The 16,575-nt window shown below is 64.6% G+C and carries 18 protein-coding genes and 1 tRNA gene; 10 read left to right on the top strand and 9 right to left on the bottom strand.

Annotated features, from left to right (window positions below; genetic code table 11):
* Positions 1–24 precede the first annotated feature (24 nt).
* From QZ634_RS16800 to QZ634_RS16790, 3 genes are all read right to left on the bottom strand, one after another.
* On the bottom strand, positions 25–576 hold the full coding sequence (locus QZ634_RS16800; RefSeq protein WP_291990383.1) for a hypothetical protein: 552 nt from the start codon (positions 574–576) through the stop codon (positions 25–27).
* 283 nt (positions 577–859) lie between these two features.
* Positions 860–1,297 (bottom strand): hypothetical protein, encoded by a 438-nt coding sequence (locus QZ634_RS16795; RefSeq protein WP_291990381.1) that lies wholly within the window; start codon positions 1,295–1,297, stop codon positions 860–862.
* A 78-nt stretch (positions 1,298–1,375) separates the two neighbouring features.
* Positions 1,376–1,810, bottom strand: a complete 435-nt coding sequence (locus QZ634_RS16790; protein WP_043563275.1) for a DUF411 domain-containing protein — start codon at positions 1,808–1,810, stop codon at positions 1,376–1,378.
* 245 nt (positions 1,811–2,055) lie between these two features.
* Between QZ634_RS16790 and QZ634_RS16785 the strand changes: the two genes are divergently transcribed.
* The gene (locus QZ634_RS16785) at positions 2,056–2,736 is read left to right on the top strand and encodes a heavy metal response regulator transcription factor (RefSeq protein WP_043562949.1); all 681 of its coding nucleotides are present in this window, start codon (positions 2,056–2,058) and stop codon (positions 2,734–2,736) included.
* A 13-nt stretch (positions 2,737–2,749) separates the two neighbouring features.
* On the top strand, positions 2,750–3,790 hold the full coding sequence (locus QZ634_RS16780) for a DMT family transporter (RefSeq protein WP_291990379.1): 1,041 nt from the start codon (positions 2,750–2,752) through the stop codon (positions 3,788–3,790).
* A gap of 144 nt (positions 3,791–3,934) precedes the next feature.
* Here the strand turns inward: QZ634_RS16780 and QZ634_RS21605 are convergent, their stop codons facing one another.
* Together QZ634_RS21605 and QZ634_RS16775 are read right to left on the bottom strand one after the other, a co-directional pair.
* Entirely contained in the window at positions 3,935–4,447 is a 513-nt protein-coding gene (locus QZ634_RS21605) for a DUF4124 domain-containing protein (protein WP_366145419.1), read from the bottom strand.
* Positions 4,448–4,730: 283 nt separating this feature from the next.
* A tRNA-Lys gene (locus QZ634_RS16775) sits at positions 4,731–4,806 on the bottom strand.
* Between the two features lie 262 nt (positions 4,807–5,068).
* On the opposite strand from QZ634_RS16775, the gene QZ634_RS16770 reads away from it, so the two are divergent.
* Both QZ634_RS16770 and QZ634_RS16765 read left to right on the top strand, forming a co-directional pair.
* Positions 5,069–6,100 (top strand): metal-dependent hydrolase, encoded by a 1,032-nt coding sequence (locus tag QZ634_RS16770; RefSeq protein WP_291990378.1) that lies wholly within the window; start codon positions 5,069–5,071, stop codon positions 6,098–6,100.
* 244 nt (positions 6,101–6,344) lie between these two features.
* Positions 6,345–6,875: a hypothetical protein gene (locus tag QZ634_RS16765; protein WP_291990376.1), complete on the top strand. Its 531-nt coding sequence runs from the start codon at positions 6,345–6,347 to the stop codon at positions 6,873–6,875.
* A gap of 99 nt (positions 6,876–6,974) precedes the next feature.
* Here QZ634_RS16765 and yghU read toward each other — a convergent pair whose 3' ends face one another.
* Positions 6,975–7,883 (bottom strand): glutathione-dependent disulfide-bond oxidoreductase, encoded by a 909-nt coding sequence (yghU, locus tag QZ634_RS16760; protein WP_291990374.1) that lies wholly within the window; start codon positions 7,881–7,883, stop codon positions 6,975–6,977.
* Between the two features lie 440 nt (positions 7,884–8,323).
* Between yghU and QZ634_RS16755 the strand changes: the two genes are divergently transcribed.
* The 4 genes from QZ634_RS16755 (at position 8,324) to QZ634_RS16740 (ending at position 10,845) form a co-directional block, all read left to right on the top strand.
* The gene (locus tag QZ634_RS16755) at positions 8,324–9,313 is read left to right on the top strand and encodes an aldo/keto reductase (protein WP_291990372.1); all 990 of its coding nucleotides are present in this window, start codon (positions 8,324–8,326) and stop codon (positions 9,311–9,313) included.
* 127 nt (positions 9,314–9,440) lie between these two features.
* Entirely contained in the window at positions 9,441–10,043 is a 603-nt protein-coding gene (locus QZ634_RS16750; protein ID WP_291990370.1) for a nucleotidyltransferase domain-containing protein, read from the top strand.
* On the top strand, positions 10,040–10,486 hold the full coding sequence (locus QZ634_RS16745; RefSeq protein WP_291990367.1) for a hypothetical protein: 447 nt from the start codon (positions 10,040–10,042) through the stop codon (positions 10,484–10,486). The genes QZ634_RS16750 and QZ634_RS16745 overlap by 4 nt, the downstream gene beginning before the upstream one ends.
* Before the next feature lie 98 nt (positions 10,487–10,584).
* Positions 10,585–10,845, top strand: a complete 261-nt coding sequence (locus tag QZ634_RS16740; protein ID WP_291990365.1) for a hypothetical protein — start codon at positions 10,585–10,587, stop codon at positions 10,843–10,845.
* Between the two features lie 85 nt (positions 10,846–10,930).
* Here QZ634_RS16740 and dinB read toward each other — a convergent pair whose 3' ends face one another.
* The 3 genes from dinB to QZ634_RS16725 are packed head-to-tail and all read right to left on the bottom strand — an operon-like array spanning position 10,931 to position 13,952.
* Positions 10,931–12,133 (bottom strand): DNA polymerase IV, encoded by a 1,203-nt coding sequence (gene dinB, locus QZ634_RS16735; protein WP_291990363.1) that lies wholly within the window; start codon positions 12,131–12,133, stop codon positions 10,931–10,933.
* Positions 12,133–13,344, bottom strand: a complete 1,212-nt coding sequence (locus tag QZ634_RS16730; RefSeq protein ID WP_291990361.1) for a DUF1343 domain-containing protein — start codon at positions 13,342–13,344, stop codon at positions 12,133–12,135. The genes dinB and QZ634_RS16730 overlap by 1 nt, the downstream gene beginning before the upstream one ends.
* Positions 13,345–13,355: 11 nt before the next feature.
* The gene (locus QZ634_RS16725; RefSeq protein ID WP_291990359.1) at positions 13,356–13,952 is read right to left on the bottom strand and encodes a DOMON-like domain-containing protein; all 597 of its coding nucleotides are present in this window, start codon (positions 13,950–13,952) and stop codon (positions 13,356–13,358) included.
* Positions 13,953–14,336: 384 nt separating this feature from the next.
* Here QZ634_RS16725 and QZ634_RS16720 point away from each other — a divergent pair, with 384 nt between their 5' ends.
* Both QZ634_RS16720 and QZ634_RS16715 read left to right on the top strand, forming a co-directional pair.
* Positions 14,337–15,737 (top strand): GntP family permease, encoded by a 1,401-nt coding sequence (locus QZ634_RS16720; protein WP_291990357.1) that lies wholly within the window; start codon positions 14,337–14,339, stop codon positions 15,735–15,737.
* An 11-nt stretch (positions 15,738–15,748) separates the two neighbouring features.
* Positions 15,749–16,567 carry a transporter substrate-binding domain-containing protein gene (locus tag QZ634_RS16715; RefSeq protein ID WP_291990355.1) on the top strand — a complete coding sequence of 273 codons (819 nt, stop codon included), beginning with the start codon at positions 15,749–15,751 and terminating at the stop codon, positions 16,565–16,567.
* The last annotated feature ends 8 nt before the right edge of the window (positions 16,568–16,575 follow it).

Genomic DNA, 16,575 nt, shown 5'->3' with positions numbered 1-16,575 from the left:
GACGACCTTGTTCTGAACGCCTTGCTACTCGCCGAATTTCTGGCCGATCAGTGCCCAGGCATCGTTGAATCCACTGCCAACGCCCCAGCCCAGGTTGCGCCCGGTTGCCCTGATCTCGCCCAGCTCGACGAGGAAGTGCTCGCGCTTGGCTTCCGGCAAGGTCATGACGGTGGTCAGCGCCTGCTCGAACATGCGCACCAGGGCGTCGAAATACTCCTGGTCGGCAACGCCAACTTCGGTGCTGAAACCGACGGCGTGCCGGCAGTAGAAGATCATCAGTTCGGCCAGACCCTCGGGGTCGCCAACCACCCGCTGGTAATCGGCAAGCGGTTTCTGCGCGTTGGCGACCGAATAGCTCTGGTTGCCGAATACGTCCGGCCACAGCCAGCGATCGATGATCGTCTTGTACGGTTTCAGGGCATCGCTCCCGAGCCCGAAACGGGAGTGCATGAAAGTCTGATTGTCCTTTCTGGCGGCGTACAGATCCTCGATCAGACCCAGCAGGTCGGCACGGTCGAAATCCTTCAGGGTGGCTTTGACGTCGCTCCACGTTGGTGGTTTCTTGCTGTTCACCATTGCGTTCTCCTTCTGCTGAATGCCTCGCCGGGCGCGCGGTGACGATCGGGCATTCTCCTGGTGAAACGCGCAGCGCCTCGTCCCATAGTAGACGTTTTTTTGCCGCAGACATTTCTTCTTCCGATGGCTTCAACGTCCCTTCCGTGTTCAGCGAGCCAGGCGGCGCGCTTCCCGTCACCGGGTGACGGTCGTCTGCGCGCCTTCGTCAGGGGTCGGATCAGCCACGCGATCAGACCGAGGAGCGCGCGTGCGCCTGCTTACAGCTGGCCCCGGCATTGCATGGCTACCTGCTCGTTGCCAGTGGCGTAAAGCGCGCCTGCTCGGCTGGCTGGCCGGGCAGCGTGAGCGTCACGACGACCTTCATGCCCGGTGTCGACGCGTACTTGGCGAAGCCTTTCAGGCGGTTGCCACCGTCGGCAGCCAGGGTCACCGTGGCCTTGATCTTGCCCGCCAGGAGCGTTGCCGTCGCCCTCGCTCCGGCGGTCGGAATGGCGACGCCGTCATGGTCCGAGACATGCAGAACGATCGGGTTTTCGCGCACCTCCCGGCTGTCGGTGGCGACCACCAGTTCAAGGTGATAGGGACCGGCGACGCGCAACTCGCCGCCGTTGGGTGCCTTCTGGGTCGCCAGAACCTCGTCGGTGTGGGCGAGCGAATTGTCGCTGGCGACGAGGAAAGCCACGCTGGCGAGAGAGAGAAAGAGAGTCCTGATTGGCGACATGGCTAGCTCCTGGCATGGGGCAGATGCCCGTAAACCTTCGGTCGTCTCCGCGCCGTAGGTCACCCCCGCCTCAGTGCCTCAGTGGCGCGCGTAGACGCTGGTCGATCCGTTGCGCTCAACCAGCAGGGTGTCGTAGGGAACCGGGCGCGGGCTCTCCATTCCCGGCGATCCTGCCGGCATCGACGGCACCGCGAGTCCGAGGGCTTTGGGCTTGTCCTTGAGCAGGCGCTTGATGTCCGCCGCCGGGACGTGGCCTTCGATCACGTAGCCGTCGACCTTCGCCGTGTGACACGAGCCCAGTTCCTCCGGCATGCCCAGCTTCTTGCGATTGGCGGGCACGTCGTCGATATCGTGGGTGGTCACGGCGAAGCCATTCTCGCGCAGGTGGTCGACCCAGCCGCCACAACAGCTGCAGGCGGCGTTCTTGTAGACCTCGACGCGCGGGGCGCTCTGGGCGAACGCGCCGGTGGCGGAAAGCAGCACAAGGGCGAAGAAGAGGCGAATCAGCGTCATGGCAGGATCTCGTTGGGTGGCCGGGGTGCGGCAGAAGAGGAGGTCAGGGACCGCAGCGGCTTGCGGCCAGCGTGCGTTGGCGAAGGAAAGGCGAATGGTGAACGCTTGGGAAGTAGGCATTTTGCGCAGGGCAAGCGTACCGCAAGCTGACAGCGAGATTACATTTTCGTAATTCTTTGCTCCAGGCATTTCAAGGCGTGCAGTTGAGCGCACAATCCACCGATTTGCGACCCACAGGTTTCACGATGAAGATTCTTCTCGTCGAAGACGAACCCAAGACCGGTGATTACCTGAGACAGGGCTTGAGCGAAGCCGGCTTCGTCGTCGACCTGGCGCGCGATGGTGCCGATGGCCTGCATCTGGGCAAGACGAACGAGTACGATCTGGCAATCCTCGATGTGATGCTGCCCAGCCTGGATGGCTGGCAGGTGCTGGCGGGAATGCGCAGCGCCGGCATTGGCATACCGGTCTTGTTTCTGACGGCTCGTGATCGCGTCGAGGATCGGGTGAAAGGCCTCGAGCTGGGCGCCGACGACTACCTGGTCAAGCCCTTTGCCTTTGCCGAACTGCTTGCCCGTGTGCGCACACTGCTGCGTCGCGGGACGTCGAGCAAGGAAGCGGAGCTGATGCAGGCCGCCGACCTGCAGCTCGACCTTCTCCGCCGCCGGGCCAGCCGCGGCGGGCGGCGCATCGACCTTACGGCGAAGGAGTTTGCGCTCCTTGAACTGCTGCTGCGCCGGCGCGGCGAAGTCCTGTCGCGCTCGCTGATCGCCTCGCAGGTCTGGGACATGAACTTCGACAGCGACACCAACGTCATCGATGTCGCCGTGCGCCGACTGCGCGCGAAAGTCGACGACGACTTCGAGCCCAAGCTGATCCGTACCGTGCGTGGCATGGGCTACGTGCTCGAGGTCGACTCGCGGTGAGGAGGCGACGCCGATGAACCGCTCTGTCCTCTACGCCTTGCTGGCCGCCGTTCTGTTCGGCGCCAGCACGCCGGTCGCCAAACTGCTGGTCGGCGACGTGCCGCCACTCCTGCTTGCCGGTCTGCTCTACCTCGGTAGCGGTATCGGGCTGAGTGTGGCGCGGCTGATTCGCGATCGGCGTTGGCAGCCTTCAGGTCTGGCGCGCGCGGAATGGCCGTGGTTGCTCGGCGCCATGCTCTTCGGCGGCGTCCTCGGACCGGTCGCCCTGCTCTACGGGCTGGTGCACACCAGCGGGGCGACGGCGTCGCTGCTGTTGAATCTCGAAGCTGTTCTCACCGCGCTCCTCGCCTGGCTGGCCTTCAAGGAAAATGCCGACCGGCGCATCGTCCTCGGCATGCTGGCCATTGTCGCCGGCGGCGTGCTGCTCTCGTGGCCGACCGGCGACACCGGGCAGGACAGTTGGCTTGGCCCGCTGGCGATCAGCGCTGCCTGCCTGTGCTGGGCGATCGACAACAATCTCACGCGCCACGTCTCCGCGTCCGACGCCCTGTTCATTGCCGGCAGCAAGGGTCTCGTCGCCGGCGGCGTCAACACGCTGCTGGCGCTGGCTCTGGGGATGACGCTACCCGGTGTGGCGACGCTGATCCCGGCGATGACTCTCGGCCTGCTCGGCTACGGGGTGAGTCTGGTGATGTTCGTGCTCGCCCTGCGCGGCCTCGGCGCTGCGCGTACCGGCGCCTACTTCTCGACCGCACCCTTCATCGGCGCCGCCGTTGCGCTGCTCCTTCTTGGCGAGTCCACTTCGCCGGTGTTCTGGGTCGCCTCCTCATTGATGGGCGTCGGCGTCTGGCTGCACCTCACCGAGCAGCACGGCCATCAGCATACTCACCACGACTTGCAACACGCCCACAGCCATCGTCACGACGAGCATCACCAGCACCCACATGACCCCGGCTGGGCTGGCGACGAGCCGCACAGTCATCACCACCGGCACCTGCCGATGGCGCACAGCCATCGTCACTTCCCCGATATCCATCACCGCCACGAGCATTGATCGGTCGGCAAGGGTAGCGACGTCGTAGGGGCGCCGCGCCGCAGGGGCCGCAAGCTTGTCCATACTGACAAGGCGCCGCCGGGCAGCGAGTGCCCGCGGCAGCACTGACTCAGGCATGCCACCCCGGCATTCCTCTCCGGGTTGCTATCGGTACCGGTAATTCCGGGGGCTCGGGTTGTTATTGATGATAGTGGTAGTAGTGTCTGGCTCGCGCATCCCGCACGCCGAATACATTCGCCGCTTCGCCGCTCCGATTGTCGCGCCAGTCGAACTATTGGACCCTGCTGCGAGGTCGTAGCTCCACTGTGCTCTTTCACACTCCTGACTACGCCTCGATTCGGCTCGCAGTTCGTCGTCTCTACGCTCGTACTGTCGCTCAGCGTCAGAAATCATTTGCCACTGCCTCTCGGTAACCGCCAAGCTCTTGGCTTTGCTGAAGTCGCGTGTAGCCAATGCTTCGGCGACTTTCGCATCGAGCATGCTGGTTTCGCGATCCCGTGTCCTGGCGACGTCCCGAGGGTTCGGGTAGGCTTGCCCCGACCCTTGGAAAACTTGCTCTTCGCGATTCCCGCCGGAGCAAGGGGCATCGGAGAAAACTGTTCCGCCTGACGGGGTTTTGCATTTGTAGTATGTCTGGCCGTTGGCCGTCGACAACATGGCAACACTCAAGACCAACAGGGCGGCAGCGGCTTTCAATTTCCATCCTTTCAGTGCGCGTAATGGCCTGTCCCATCTGTATAGCATGGCCGCGAAGTTCAAGGCAAGCGACCGGTAGCGGCTTTACCAATCAGGCGCCCGGTGGCTCGCCGGGTGTTGTCGTCGGCGGAATGGGCTTGGCGGGATTGATTCGGATTACCCTAATCTGGCTACATGGTGGTTACACAAACGCCAGACGACAAAAAGCCCGACCTTGTGAGCCGGGCTATCTGCTTGATTTTCTTGGTGGGTCGGGTGAGGCTCGAACTCACGACCAATGGATTAAAAGTCCAGTGCTCTACCGACTGAGCTACCGACCCCCGAGGAGGGCCGAATTATAGGCAAGGGGCAGATGCCTGTCAATGCTGCGGTGGATCGATCGGCGCGAAAGGTGCCGTCCCGTCGCGCCGACGAAAAAAGGCCCTGCGAAGGACCCTGCGACGCCGATGCGGCGGATTCGTCGGAGCCGGGCGCCGCTTCGCGCGATAATGCCGGCTGCCCGGCAGGTCTCTGCCTGCAACCGATTTCCTCCTGCCGGGTCTATTCCCGCTGCTGCCACCCGAACCCGTCCCTGGAAGCCCAATGGATCCCTTGACTCATGCTCTGCTCGGCGCCACTGCCGCACAGGTCGCCCTTGGCCCGCGCCTTGGCCGCCAGGCGTGGCTGCTCGGCGCCGTCGGTGGCGTGCTGCCCGATGCCGACATCCTGATCCGGAGTTCGGCAGACCCCTTGCTGGCGATTCAATACCATCGCCACTTCACGCACGCCCTGGCGTTCATTCCGGTCGGTGGCATCGTCGCCGCCCTGCCGTGGCTGGCGCGGCAGGCTCATCGTCCGAACTGGCGGCCAATCGTCGCGGCGACGACCATCGGCTACGCCACCCATGCCGTTCTCGACGCCTGTACCAACTACGGAACGCACCTGCTCTGGCCGTTCTCGCCGCTGCGCGTTGCATGGCACTGGATCACCACCATCGGCCCGCTGCTGACCCTGATGCTGCTCGTCGGGCTGATCTTCGCCGTCCGCCGCGGCGCGCGATTTCCGGCGGCCGTGGCGCTGCTGCTCAGCGTTGCCTACGTCGGCACGGCTGCCTGGCAGCGCGAGCGCGCGCTCGAGATGCAGGTGCGCATCGCCGCCGCCCGCGGCCATCCGCTCGACCGTGCCGAAATGTTCCCGACTGTCGGCAATCCGCTGCTCTGGCGATCGGTCTATCAATCCGGCGAAACGCTGTACACCGACCGGCTGCGCGTGGTGAGCCGCGCCGCGACGCGCTGGAAGGAGGGCAGCACGGTCGACCTTCTTCTGGAGAAGGATCTGCCGCCGCCGGCGCTCGCCGATGAACGTGTCCGCCGCGACTACGCGCGCTTCAGCTATTTCTCCGCCGGTTGGGTGGCGCGCGCCAGCGCCGACCCGAGCGTCATCGGCGACGCGCGCTACTCGCTGCGTACAGACGGCTTCGAGCCGATCTGGGGCGTCCGCTTCCACCCCGGCACGGCGACGCCCACCGAGTGGGTCGACCGGACGAGCAAGAACCGCGTGCCGATCAGCGAGTTGTGGCGGGAGCTGACGGGGACAGCAGCCGGTTACATGGCCGTGCCGCTGGCGCGCAACTGAGCGCGCCGATGCGACGGTCGATCGGCAAGGGCAGGCTAACGGCAGGGCAGCGCTTGCGCCATGGTGCGGATGGCACGACGGTGAATCGTCACCCCTGGCGGGAAAGAAATCAGCGAAAATCGGCGAGCTGATGGTGGCTGTCAGCGTCACAAATCCTTTCCCAAGGCACTCTGAATTTTCTATCCTTCATCGGTGCCGTGGGCGCGTGAAACGGACCTCAACCTTTTTCGAACATGGAGGCGAAATGGACAGCAGATTTTCAGTAGGGGGACGCGGACTCCTTGTTTTCACGGTCCTGTTGCTTGCCGCCTGCGCCGGTTACAGCGGCAGCAATCTCAAGCCGGGTGTGGCGACGCTTTCCGAGGTCGTGGCTTCCATGGGCGAGCCGGCGATGAGCTGGAAGGATGCCGATGGAAGCGAGCAGCTGGCTTACCCGCGCGGGCCGGCCGGCACGCAGACCTTCATGGCCTTTGTCGGCCCGGATGGCAAACTCCAGCGCATCGACAAGGTGCTGAACGCCGCCCATTTTGCGCGTGTCCAGGGCGGAATGACCAAGGATCAGGTGCTGCGCATCCTGGGTCCCTCGGGATCGCAATGGACGCAGTTCTACGCGCGCAGCAATCAACTCGCCTGGTCATGGCTGTTCTGCAACAGCTGGAATCAGCAGGAATTCTTTGACGTCATGTTCGATGCCAGTACCGGCATCGTGTATTCGACGGGGCAGCATCCGAATCTGAGCGGGCGAGACGGCAGTTCGCCGCCTTGCGGGCAGTGAGGGAAACGGCTGGAGGTGGCATTGGCCGGCACCGTGGATACGCCGGAGCCTCCGGGATCCGCGCTCCGTCCCCGGTTACCCGCGGTCGCCCGCTTGACATCACTTTGTGAGAGGCAGCGAGGATAAGCTCGGGAATCCGTCGCGTTCACGTGCCAGGTCGCCTTGGGTTTTGAGGTCAAAATCCGAGGCGTCATGGCGCTCGTGCAGCTGCCCTGAAGGCTCGCCCCAGTTGCGGTTCACCCTGCATCCGCGCTGGACGGCGGGGCGCTCAAGGATCTCGTCGGCCCAGCGGCGCAGGTTGATGTAGCTTTCGACCTGCAGAAACTCGCCCGCGCCATAGGCCTTGCCGAGCACCAGGTTGCCATACCAGGGCCAGGTGGCGATGTCGGCGATGGAGTATTCGTCGCCGCCCAGATAACGGTGCCCGGCCAATTCGCGGTCCAGCACGTCCATCTGGCGTTTCACCTCCATCGTGAAACGGTTGATCGGGTACTCGTATTTCTCGGGCGCGTAGGCGTAGAAGTGCCCGAACCCGCCGCCCAGATAGGGTGCCGAGCCCTGCAGCCAGAACAGCCAGTTCATGACCTCTGTGCGCGCCGCGGCGTCCCTGGGGAGGAAATGGCCGAATTTCTCGGCCAGATGGAGAAGGATCGCTCCGGACTCGAAAACTCGACTGCCGGTCTCGGTATCCAGGAGCGCCGGGATTTTCGAGTTTGGATTGATTTCGACGAAACCCGTCGAGAACTGCTCGCCGTCGCCAATCCGGATCAGGTGGGCGTCGTATTCCGCGCCCGTTTCGCCGAGAGCCAGCAACTCTTCGAGTAGGATGGTGACCTTCTGGCCATTCGGCGTGCCCATCGAATAGAGCTGCAACGGATGTCTGCCGCGCGGTAGCGCGGCCTCGTGCGTGGGCCCGGCGATAGGACGGTTGGTTTTGGCCCATTTCCCGCCATTTTCGGCGTCCCAGGTCCAGACCCTCGGGGGTTGGTATTGGCTGGTGTCAGACATGATCCTGAATTCCTTGATGTTTGTTAAGCGCTTGCTCGATCCTGCGTCGCGGCCAACTGTTCCAGAATGCGCCTGTAGTTTTCGACCCCTTGCGCACCGGTCAGTAGGTGGCGACGCTTGCAGATCATTGCCGGTACGCCGCGAACGCCCTGGTTCAGCCAGTAGTCTTCGGCATGGCTCAGCGGCCGCGCGTCGCTGTCAAGTGATCGACTGTCTGAATCGAGGGGCTTAAATATAGACGGATTCAACCGATCGGCCAGCACAATCTTTGTCGACGGCAAACTGAGCGAGTGCCGGGACGCGTCAGCGCAACCAGCGCTGCGCCGTCGAATGTGCCGCTGCTGCGCGGCGGGCGGGGCGGCGTCCTCGGCGCGAAGACCGTCGCTTGACGAGCGAGTGGCAAGTGCTAGCCTATGCTTTTCCTTGTACCGGAGACTGCGATGAAAATGCGACAACTGGGCCGCGACGGCCCGCAGGTATCGGCGCTTGGTCTGGGTTGCATGGGCATGAGCGATTTCTACGCCGGGCGCGATGACGGCGAATCGATCGCCACCATCCACCACGCACTCGACCTGGGCATCAACTTTCTCGACACTTCCGACATCTACGGCCCGCATACCAACGAGGAACTGGTCGGGCGGGCGATCAAGGGGCGGCGAAACGAGGTCTTCCTGGCGACCAAGTTCGGTATCCTGCGCGACCCGAACGATGCGTCGGTGCGCGGATTCGACAGCCGCCCCGAGTACGTGCGCAGTGCGGTCGAAGGCAGTCTGCGGCGCCTCGGTGTGACGACCATCGATCTCTATTACCAGCATCGGGTCGACCCCAGGGTGCCGATCGAGGAAACGGTCGGCGCGCTTTCCGAACTCGTCCACGCCGGCAAGGTGCGCTACCTCGGCCTGTCCGAAGCGTCCGCCAGCACGCTCGAACGCGCCTGCCGGGTGCACCCCGTCACTGCCTTGCAGAGCGAGTATTCCTTGTGGTCGCGTGACCCCGAGGCGGAGGTGCTGGCGGCGTGCCGGCGGCTTGGCGTCGGCCTGGTTCCGTACAGCCCGCTCGGCAGGGGCTTTCTTACCGGTGCGCTCAAGCGACCCGAGGATTTCGCCGCCGACGACTACCGGCGTTCGAGCCCGCGCTTCCAGGGTGAGAACTTCGCGCGCAATCTGGCGCTGGTCGACCGGGTCCGGGCGCTGGCCGCGGAGATCGGCTGTACTCCGGCCCAGCTCGCGCTGGCCTGGGTCCTTGCGCAGGGCGACGACATCGTACCGATCCCCGGTACCAAGCGGCGCAAGTATCTTGACGACAACGTCGGCGCGCTCGCCGTTCGCCTGACGCCCGCGCATCTGGCTGCGCTCGACGAGGCCTTCCCGATCAACGTCGCCGCCGGCGAGCGCTACCCGGCGAACATGATGGGCGCGGTGAATCGCTGAGCTTCGCGCCGACGAGTCGCGGCTCACCGCCGGCAGCTCGCTGGCTTTCCTTACGGTCGGTGCCGCGAGTATTTCGTAATGAACCTGAATGAGGTACGATCGACCTGTTTTCAGGTCTATGCCGCCCATGTCAAACCTTGCCAACAACGGAGTTTCCAATGCCTTGTTCAGCCGAACGCTGAGCGGGGTGCTGGCGCTGCTCTTCGGGCAGCCGGGAAACTCTTTCTACACGCGCGAAATCGTCCGACGCGTGGGGACTGGCGGTAGCCAGGTCCACAAGGACCTGGAGCGCCTGACCGGCGCCGGACTGATTCTCCGCGAGCCGCGCGGAAACCTCGTTTTCTATCGCGCCAATCCAGACGCGGCGGTGTATCCGGAACTCGTCGGCCTGGTCGGCAAGTCCTTTGGAATTGCCGACCGACTGCGCGCTTGTCTCGAGCCGGTCGCGAGCCGCATTCAGTGCGCGATCGTTTTTGGTTCGGTAGCCAGAGGAGAACAGCGCGCCGACAGCGACGTCGATCTGCTGCTTATCGGCGAAGTGCGCCTCTCCGAACTGGCCGTTCCCCTGCACGCGGCAGAAGAAGCGCTTGGCATGCGAATATCGCCGACGCTGATGAGCGTCGAGGAGTACCGGCGCAAGCGTCAGAATGACGACTACTTCTTGAAGAACGTCCTGGCGGGTGAGCTGATTACGCTTTGGGGCGCGCTTGACCCGACTGTGGCGTCGTGAGTGCTCTTGAAAACCTCGTGCGTATCGGCCAGCTCAAACTGGAACCCCCTTCCGACGACGAAATCGCCACTGCTCTGCGCAAGGCTGCCATCTACCTGGCCGACGCGGGCATTCCCTCGCTGAGTCCGCCGGGCCGTTTCATGCTTGCCTGCGATGCGGCACACGCTCTGGCTTTCGCTGCCTTGCGCGCCAGCGGCTACCGCCCCGATAGCGGGCGTGGCCATCGAGCCGTGGTTTTCCAGACCCTGGCGATCACCGTCAAAGCCCCGCCGCAAATCTGGATCACCCTCGATCGCTACCATACCCGGCGCAACGCGTCCGAATACGGAGGCATGGCCGAAGCCAGCGCCGGCGAGGCTGATGACCTGCTGGCCACGGCTCGCGCGCTTCAGGATCTGTTGCGAAGCTGGCTGGCGAGCCATCGTCCGTCTGCTCTGTCCTGATTGAGCCGCGTCGCGCATGAACGAGCAGGTGACCCCCCTCGGAGAACTTGAACAAACGAACCCTTTTGGGGAGTCTATGGTGACCAAGCCAAGAGCTGGTGGGCCAGTACTTGCGCCCGGCCAGTGTTCGCTACGGGATATATGTGCTCGGCAATACCGATCCCCTGCGACAATGGAAAGAGCCGGACAGCGGTGACCTGATCGGTTTTGACGAGTTGGTGAGACGCGTCGTGGCACACGCAGCGGCCCTGCAGACGAAGTTACCCGAAGAGGTTGATGCGCTGGAGGTGATCGCTATCGATTTCTCGGATCCCAGGCAGCGCGGGCGACCAGTGACCGAGGCTGCCGCCGCTTCGTGAGCAAACACTCAAGCGCTGAGTTGACGGCACTCAGCTTCGGGCCGCGGAGTGTGTCGGGTGCGCGGCGGTGCGACAAATGCTCGGATCAGTCGATCGGCGTCTCGACCGAGTCGGCGAACAGCAGCTCTTGCTGCCGCGCTGGCGCACGATCCTCGGCTGTACGGCGCGCCGACAGCGCACTGACCCGTACCCCGAGCAGGCGCAGCCTGCGGTCGAGCGGCACGCGGCGCAGGCATTCGCCGGCGGCGCGGCGGATCGCCTGCGCGTCGTCGATGGCGGCGGGCAGCGTCAGATCTCGGGTGACGGTCTGGAAGTCGGCGAAACGCAGCTTGACGCCGATCGTCCGCCCCTGGTAGTCCTTGCGGCGCAGGTCCTCGGCGACCTGTGTGCATAGCGCGGTGAAAATTCCGCTCAGCGTCTGGCGATCGGCGCGCGGATGAAGGTCGCGTTCGAAGGTCGTTTCGCGGCTGATCGATTTCGGCTCGGACGAGGTGCTCAGCGGTCGTTCGTCGATGCCGTGCGCGGCGGCAAGCAGCCAGCGGCCGTAGCTGCGGCCGAAGTGCTGCTGCAGGAAGGTGGCGTCGGCCTGCGCCAGATCGCCGATGCAGTGGATGCCCAGCGTCGCCAGCCGCGCGCTGGCTTTCGGGCCGATGCCGTTGATCTTGCGCGCGGGCAGTGGCCAGATGCGCTGTCCGAGGTCCTCCGCGTCGAGCAGCGTCAATCCGTCCGGCTTGTCGAGATCGGAGCCGATCTTGGCGAGCAGCTTGTTGGCGGCGACGCAGATCGAGCACGACAGCCCGGTAGCGGCGCGTACGGCGTCCTTGATGCGCTGCGCGAGGGCGCGCGTGTCTTCGGCGAGCGCGCTCAGGTCGATGTAGATTTCGTCGATGCCACGGTCTTCGATCTGTGGCGCGACCTGCGCGACGGCGGCCTTGAAGAGGCGCGAGTAGTGCCGGTAGGCGGGAAAATCGACCGCCAGGAGGATTGCCTCGGGTGCCAGTCTGGCTGCCTTCATGATTCCCATCGCCGAAAAAACGCCCAGGGCACGCGCTTCGTAGGTGGCGGTGGTGATCACGCCGCGGCCGGCGTAGTCGCGCAGGCGCGCAAAACGCCGCTCGCCGTCGGCGAGCAGCAGCGGCTGCTGCGCACGACTGCCGCCGATGACCACCGGCAGGCCGCGCAACTCCGGGTAGCGCAGCAACTCTACGGAGGCATAGAAGGCGTCCATGTCGAGATGGGCGATACGGCGCTGCGGCGACGCATCGGGCGGTGCGCCAGCGGCCGGCATCAGTAGAGCAGGAAGGCCTTGCGCGCGTCTTCCCAGGCGTCTTCGTCGGCGCGGGTCAGCGCGTCGAGGTCGGCCGGGGTTGCCGCCGGGTCGTCGACCCACTCACGCAGCAGCGGCGAGCCGTTGATCAGGTCGATGGCCAGGCGCTGGTGTTCGTATTCGTAGGCGAAATCGCGCCACAGGGGGTAGTCCGGCTGCACCTGGCGCAGCGCCTTGAAGGCCAGGCTCTGCAGGCGCCACGGGCGGAACCAGGCGTGCTGGTAGTGGGCGTTGTCGACGTGAATCTGTATTCCCTGGCAGAGCCTGCCGGCGTGCTTGTGGAAGGTCGGTTCGAACCAGCAGGCGCGCAGCCGGCAGCCGAGCAGCCAGTCCGGCGCCAGTGCGTTCATGGTCCTCAGCAGCTGGCCGGCGTCGATGTCGGGCGCGCCAAAAAGCTCCAGTGGGCGCGTCGTTCCGCGCCCTTCGGAGAGTGTCGTGCCTTCGAGCATGACCGTGCCGGCGTAGCAGCGCGCCATCGACACGTTCGGCGCGTTCGGGCTGGGGTTGATCCAGCTGCGCTGGTCGCCTGGCCAACCGTAGCCGGGCGCCGCGGCGGGTGCCCAGCCGTGCATGGCGATGACCGTGCAGTCGACGTCGAGGTCAAGCGTGGCGATGAACCAGCTCGCCAGCTCGCCCATCGTCAGGCCGTGGCGCATCGGCAGCGGTCCGGCGCCGACAAAGCTTTCCCAGCCCGGGCGCAGCAGCAATCCCTCCAGCGGGCGGCCGGCCGGGTTCGGGCGGTCGAGTATCCACACCTCCTTGCCGTGCTCGGCCGCGGCTTCGAGCAGGTAGCGCAGGGTGGTGATGAAGGTGTAGATGCGGCAGCCAAGGTCCTGCAGGTCGATCAGCAGGACGTCGAAGCTGCCCATCATCGCCGGCGTCGGACGGCGCACGTCGCCGTAGAGGCTGAACACCGGGATGCCGTGCTCCGGGTCGACGAAGTCGGGCGATTCGACCATGTTGTCCTGCTTGTCGCCGCGCAGCCCGTGTTGCGGCCCGAAGGCCGCGCTCAGCCGCAGGCCGGGCAGCGTGGCCAGGGCGTCTAGGGCGTGTGTCAGGTCGGCGCTGACCGACGCCGGGTGGGCGACGAGTGCGACACGGCGGCCGAGCAGCGGCTTGCGCAGCTGTGCCTCCTTGAGCAGGCGGTCGAGTCCGAACTCGATGGCGGGCATGCGACTTTCCTTCAGGCAGGAGACGACGGGGACGAAGACGACCGCGGCGGCAGTTCGAGGGCGAAACCGTCGCGGCGGTGAAAGTCGGGCAAGGGCGCGGGGTGGCGCAGCGCCCAGTAGCTGTGGCAGCCATCGACGGTGTCGGCGGCTTCGACGACTGCCGCCAGACCCACCTCCAGCGTCGCTGCGGCCGCCATCGGCGGCAGATCCTCGGGCGCAACGACGGCCTCGATTTCGAGCCGGCCGGCGAACCGTCTGGCGACGATCTGGGGTGCGCTGAAGCAGCGGACCGCTTCGTCTCGCTGCCGGTAGCCCGAGAAGGCATAGCTTGCCCATTGACCGGATGGCGAGAAGTTGAACTCGCGGTAGGCGGAATCGCCCGCGACGCCGACGAAAGCCTCGAAGCAGGTGTGTTCCCACAGGCCGTCGGCGCAGTCCGGCGTGCGCGGCTCCGGAATCAGCAAGCGCACCATGTCGCCGCGCAGGCACCACGCCAGTTCGAGATGTCCGTCGGTGCGCAGTGCGGCGTGCACGTCGATGCTGCGCACGACGGAGGCGGGAGTGGCGGGGTGCGGGCGCAGGGCGAGGGTGAATTCGGTCGGGAACATGGGGCGGAAGGGCGTTGTGGAAGGTGATCGGCGTGCTACCGCATGTCGCGTTTCAGAAGCTGTGGGTGGCTATGTTGGCGCAAGCCTTCGCGCAACGCAACGGCCGCGCCGGTCGGGGGCTGGAAGCGGCTTGCAGACTTCCGAACAGCATTATTGTGTCAGTTATGTTGCCAGATTCGTAAAGGCGAAGACGAGTGATATCCACCACAATGCCAGTGCCGGTAAGGGTCGAAGCCTCAATTCTCAGGGCCAGCTCGACATGTCGGAACCATTAAGGTTCAATATTTTAGTTGGCTAAACTTGCGATTGACCGGGCGCGAGAAACAGGTAGATACTGCGCCTCGCAGCGCGATGGCGTTCAATAATCACACTACGGAGGTGCCTGTGTTCGGTATCCTGGGAATTGTACTATCACTGGTGCTGCTGATCGCTCTCGCCTATCGCGGCTGGAACGTGATCATCATTGCGCCCATCTGCGCCATGGTCGGACTGCTCTTCGGCGGGCTCGATGCGCCGATCATCGCCACCTACACGCAGGTCTTCATGCCCGCACTGGGCAATTACCTGATCAAGTTCTTCCCGCTGTTCCTGCTCGGTGCGGTCTTCGGCAAGCTGATGGACGACTCCGGTTGCGCACGGACCATCGCCCACAAGATCGTCGAGTGGACCGGCAAGGAACGCGCGATCATCGCCATCATTCTCGCCTGCGGCGTCCTCACCTATGGCGGCGTCTCGCTTTTCGTCGTCGCTTTCGCGGTTTTCCCGGTCGCCATCCAGATGTTCCGTGAAGGCAACCTGCCGAAACGACTGATCCCGGCGGCCATAGCGCTCGGCTCGTTCACCTTCACAATGTCGGCATTGCCAGGTTCTCCGGCGATCCAGAACGCCATCCCGATGCCGTATTTCCATACCGACGCCTTCGCCGCGCCGGGTTTGGGCATCATCGCCGGGCTGGTGATGTTCGGTTGCGGCAGTGCCTGGCTGATGATGCGTGCGCGGCGCGCGCGCAATGCCGGCGAAGGTTACGGTGACGACGAGCCGGCCGCCGTCGCGGGCGACCCAGCGTCGATGCCCGCCGGTGACATGCCGTCATTCACGGTGGCGGTCATCCCGGTTCTTCTGGTCCTGGTGCTCAACTTCATTTTCAGCAAGTACATCATCCCGGCGATGGACACCGACTACCTGGCGCTGCCCAAATACGGCAAGACGACGGTCTCCGCTGTCGGCGGTACCTGGGCGATCATTCTGGCGATGCTGATCGCCTGCGTGGTGCTGATTGCTCTGACCTGGAAGCGTTTCCGCAACGTTCGCCAATCACTGACCGATGGCGCGCTCGGTTCGATGCTGCCGATTCTCAACGTCGGTTCCGAGGTCGCCTACGGCGGGGTGATCGCCAGCCTGGCATCGTTCATAATCATCAGGGACTGGCTGATGGCGCTCACCGACAACCCGGTTATTGGGCTGGCGATCGTGGTCAACGTCCTTGCCGGCATTACCGGATCGGCTTCCGGTGGCATGAGCATTGCGTTGCAGGCTGTCGGGCAGACCTACCTCGAGCTGGCGCAGGCGGCAGGCATCACGCCGCAAATCCTGCACCGCGTTGCCGCGCTCGCTTCGGGAGGCCTCGACGCGCTGCCACACAACGGTGCCGTGATCACCCTGCTGGCTATTTGCCGGTTGAATCACAAGCAGTCGTACTTCGACATCTTCATGGTCGCGGTGGCTTTCCCGCTGGTGGCGATGCTGCTGGTAATCGTTCTCAACGGCATGTTCGGCACTTTCTGAGGAGAACGCTGGTGCGTATTCTTTTCGCTTTCCTTGCCGCCTCGCTTGCCCTGGCGCCGCACTCCGGCGCGCGGGCGCAGGCGAGGGCGGACGAACTGCGTTTGCTGGCTGCGGAGCTTCCGCCCTACACTTTCCAGATCCCGCCAGTCAGCGTTACCGAGACGCCTGGCGTCAAGCAAGGCTTCGTTTTTGAGCTGGTGAGCGAAATGGCCAAGCGCGCCGGCCACAGCGGCGTCATCGAGTTCATGCCCTGGGACGCGGCGCAGCGGATCGCTCAAACCCAGCCGAACATCGGCATACTCGCCCTGACCCGCAGTCCCGAGCGGGAAGCCAAGTACAGCTGGCTGGCGAAGATCTACACCGACGATCTGGTCGTTGTCGGCGGCGCCGGCATCGATGTGTCGGGCCTGGACAAGGTCAAGGATCGCCCGATCGGCGTGCTCAGCAACTCTGGCGCCGAGGCACTGCTCGAGGAACGAGGTTTCAAGCGCATCCGGCCCCATCGCGAGGAGTGGATGAACGCGCGCCTGATGCAGCAACGGCGGATCGATGCCTGGCTCGCGCCGCGGCTGATGGTCATCTACGGCATGCGCGAAGTCGGCGCCAACCTCGAGGCGCTCAACTTCGGCGAGATCGTGCGCCAGAGCGAGATCTATCTCGCCGGATCGAAAGACCTGCCCGATGCCGAAGTGCAGAAATGGCGGAAGGCCCTTGAGGAGGTGAAGGCCGATGGCAGCTACCAGCGCATTGCGGATCAATACAACCGCCTGAAGGTCGAGCCGATTCCCGACGACATGCGGCTGCGGTTCAGTCAGCCGGTGTGGGAGTAGCGGGTTGG

The sequence above is a fragment of the Candidatus Accumulibacter sp. ACC007 genome (assembly GCF_907163205.1).
GTDB classification, from domain to species: Bacteria; Pseudomonadota; Gammaproteobacteria; order Burkholderiales; family Rhodocyclaceae; genus Accumulibacter; species Accumulibacter regalis.
Note: the sequence above shows the minus strand (reverse complement) of the source record. Positions and strands in the feature narration are given on the sequence as shown.

What these genes read in the sequence shown, in the direction of transcription:
- QZ634_RS21605 (WP_366145419.1), bottom strand. Translation starts at nt 4,447, where the DNA reads ATGTTGTCGACGGCCAACGGCCAGACATACTACAAATGCAAAACCCCG.
- QZ634_RS16725 (WP_291990359.1), bottom strand. Translation starts at nt 13,952, where the DNA reads ATGTTCCCGACCGAATTCACCCTCGCCCTGCGCCCGCACCCCGCCACT.
- QZ634_RS16780 (WP_291990379.1), top strand. Translation starts at nt 2,750, where the DNA reads ATGAACCGCTCTGTCCTCTACGCCTTGCTGGCCGCCGTTCTGTTCGGC.
- yghU (WP_291990374.1), bottom strand. Translation starts at nt 7,883, where the DNA reads ATGTCTGACACCAGCCAATACCAACCCCCGAGGGTCTGGACCTGGGAC.
- QZ634_RS16790 (WP_043563275.1), bottom strand. Translation starts at nt 1,810, where the DNA reads ATGACGCTGATTCGCCTCTTCTTCGCCCTTGTGCTGCTTTCCGCCACC.
- dinB (WP_291990363.1), bottom strand. Translation starts at nt 12,133, where the DNA reads ATGCCGGCCGCTGGCGCACCGCCCGATGCGTCGCCGCAGCGCCGTATC.
- QZ634_RS16730 (WP_291990361.1), bottom strand. Translation starts at nt 13,344, where the DNA reads ATGCCCGCCATCGAGTTCGGACTCGACCGCCTGCTCAAGGAGGCACAG.
- QZ634_RS16800 (WP_291990383.1), bottom strand. Translation starts at nt 576, where the DNA reads ATGGTGAACAGCAAGAAACCACCAACGTGGAGCGACGTCAAAGCCACC.
- QZ634_RS16750 (WP_291990370.1), top strand. Translation starts at nt 9,441, where the DNA reads ATGTCAAACCTTGCCAACAACGGAGTTTCCAATGCCTTGTTCAGCCGA.
- QZ634_RS16795 (WP_291990381.1), bottom strand. Translation starts at nt 1,297, where the DNA reads ATGTCGCCAATCAGGACTCTCTTTCTCTCTCTCGCCAGCGTGGCTTTC.
- QZ634_RS16770 (WP_291990378.1), top strand. Translation starts at nt 5,069, where the DNA reads ATGGATCCCTTGACTCATGCTCTGCTCGGCGCCACTGCCGCACAGGTC.
- QZ634_RS16755 (WP_291990372.1), top strand. Translation starts at nt 8,324, where the DNA reads ATGAAAATGCGACAACTGGGCCGCGACGGCCCGCAGGTATCGGCGCTT.
- QZ634_RS16765 (WP_291990376.1), top strand. Translation starts at nt 6,345, where the DNA reads ATGGACAGCAGATTTTCAGTAGGGGGACGCGGACTCCTTGTTTTCACG.
- QZ634_RS16785 (WP_043562949.1), top strand. Translation starts at nt 2,056, where the DNA reads ATGAAGATTCTTCTCGTCGAAGACGAACCCAAGACCGGTGATTACCTG.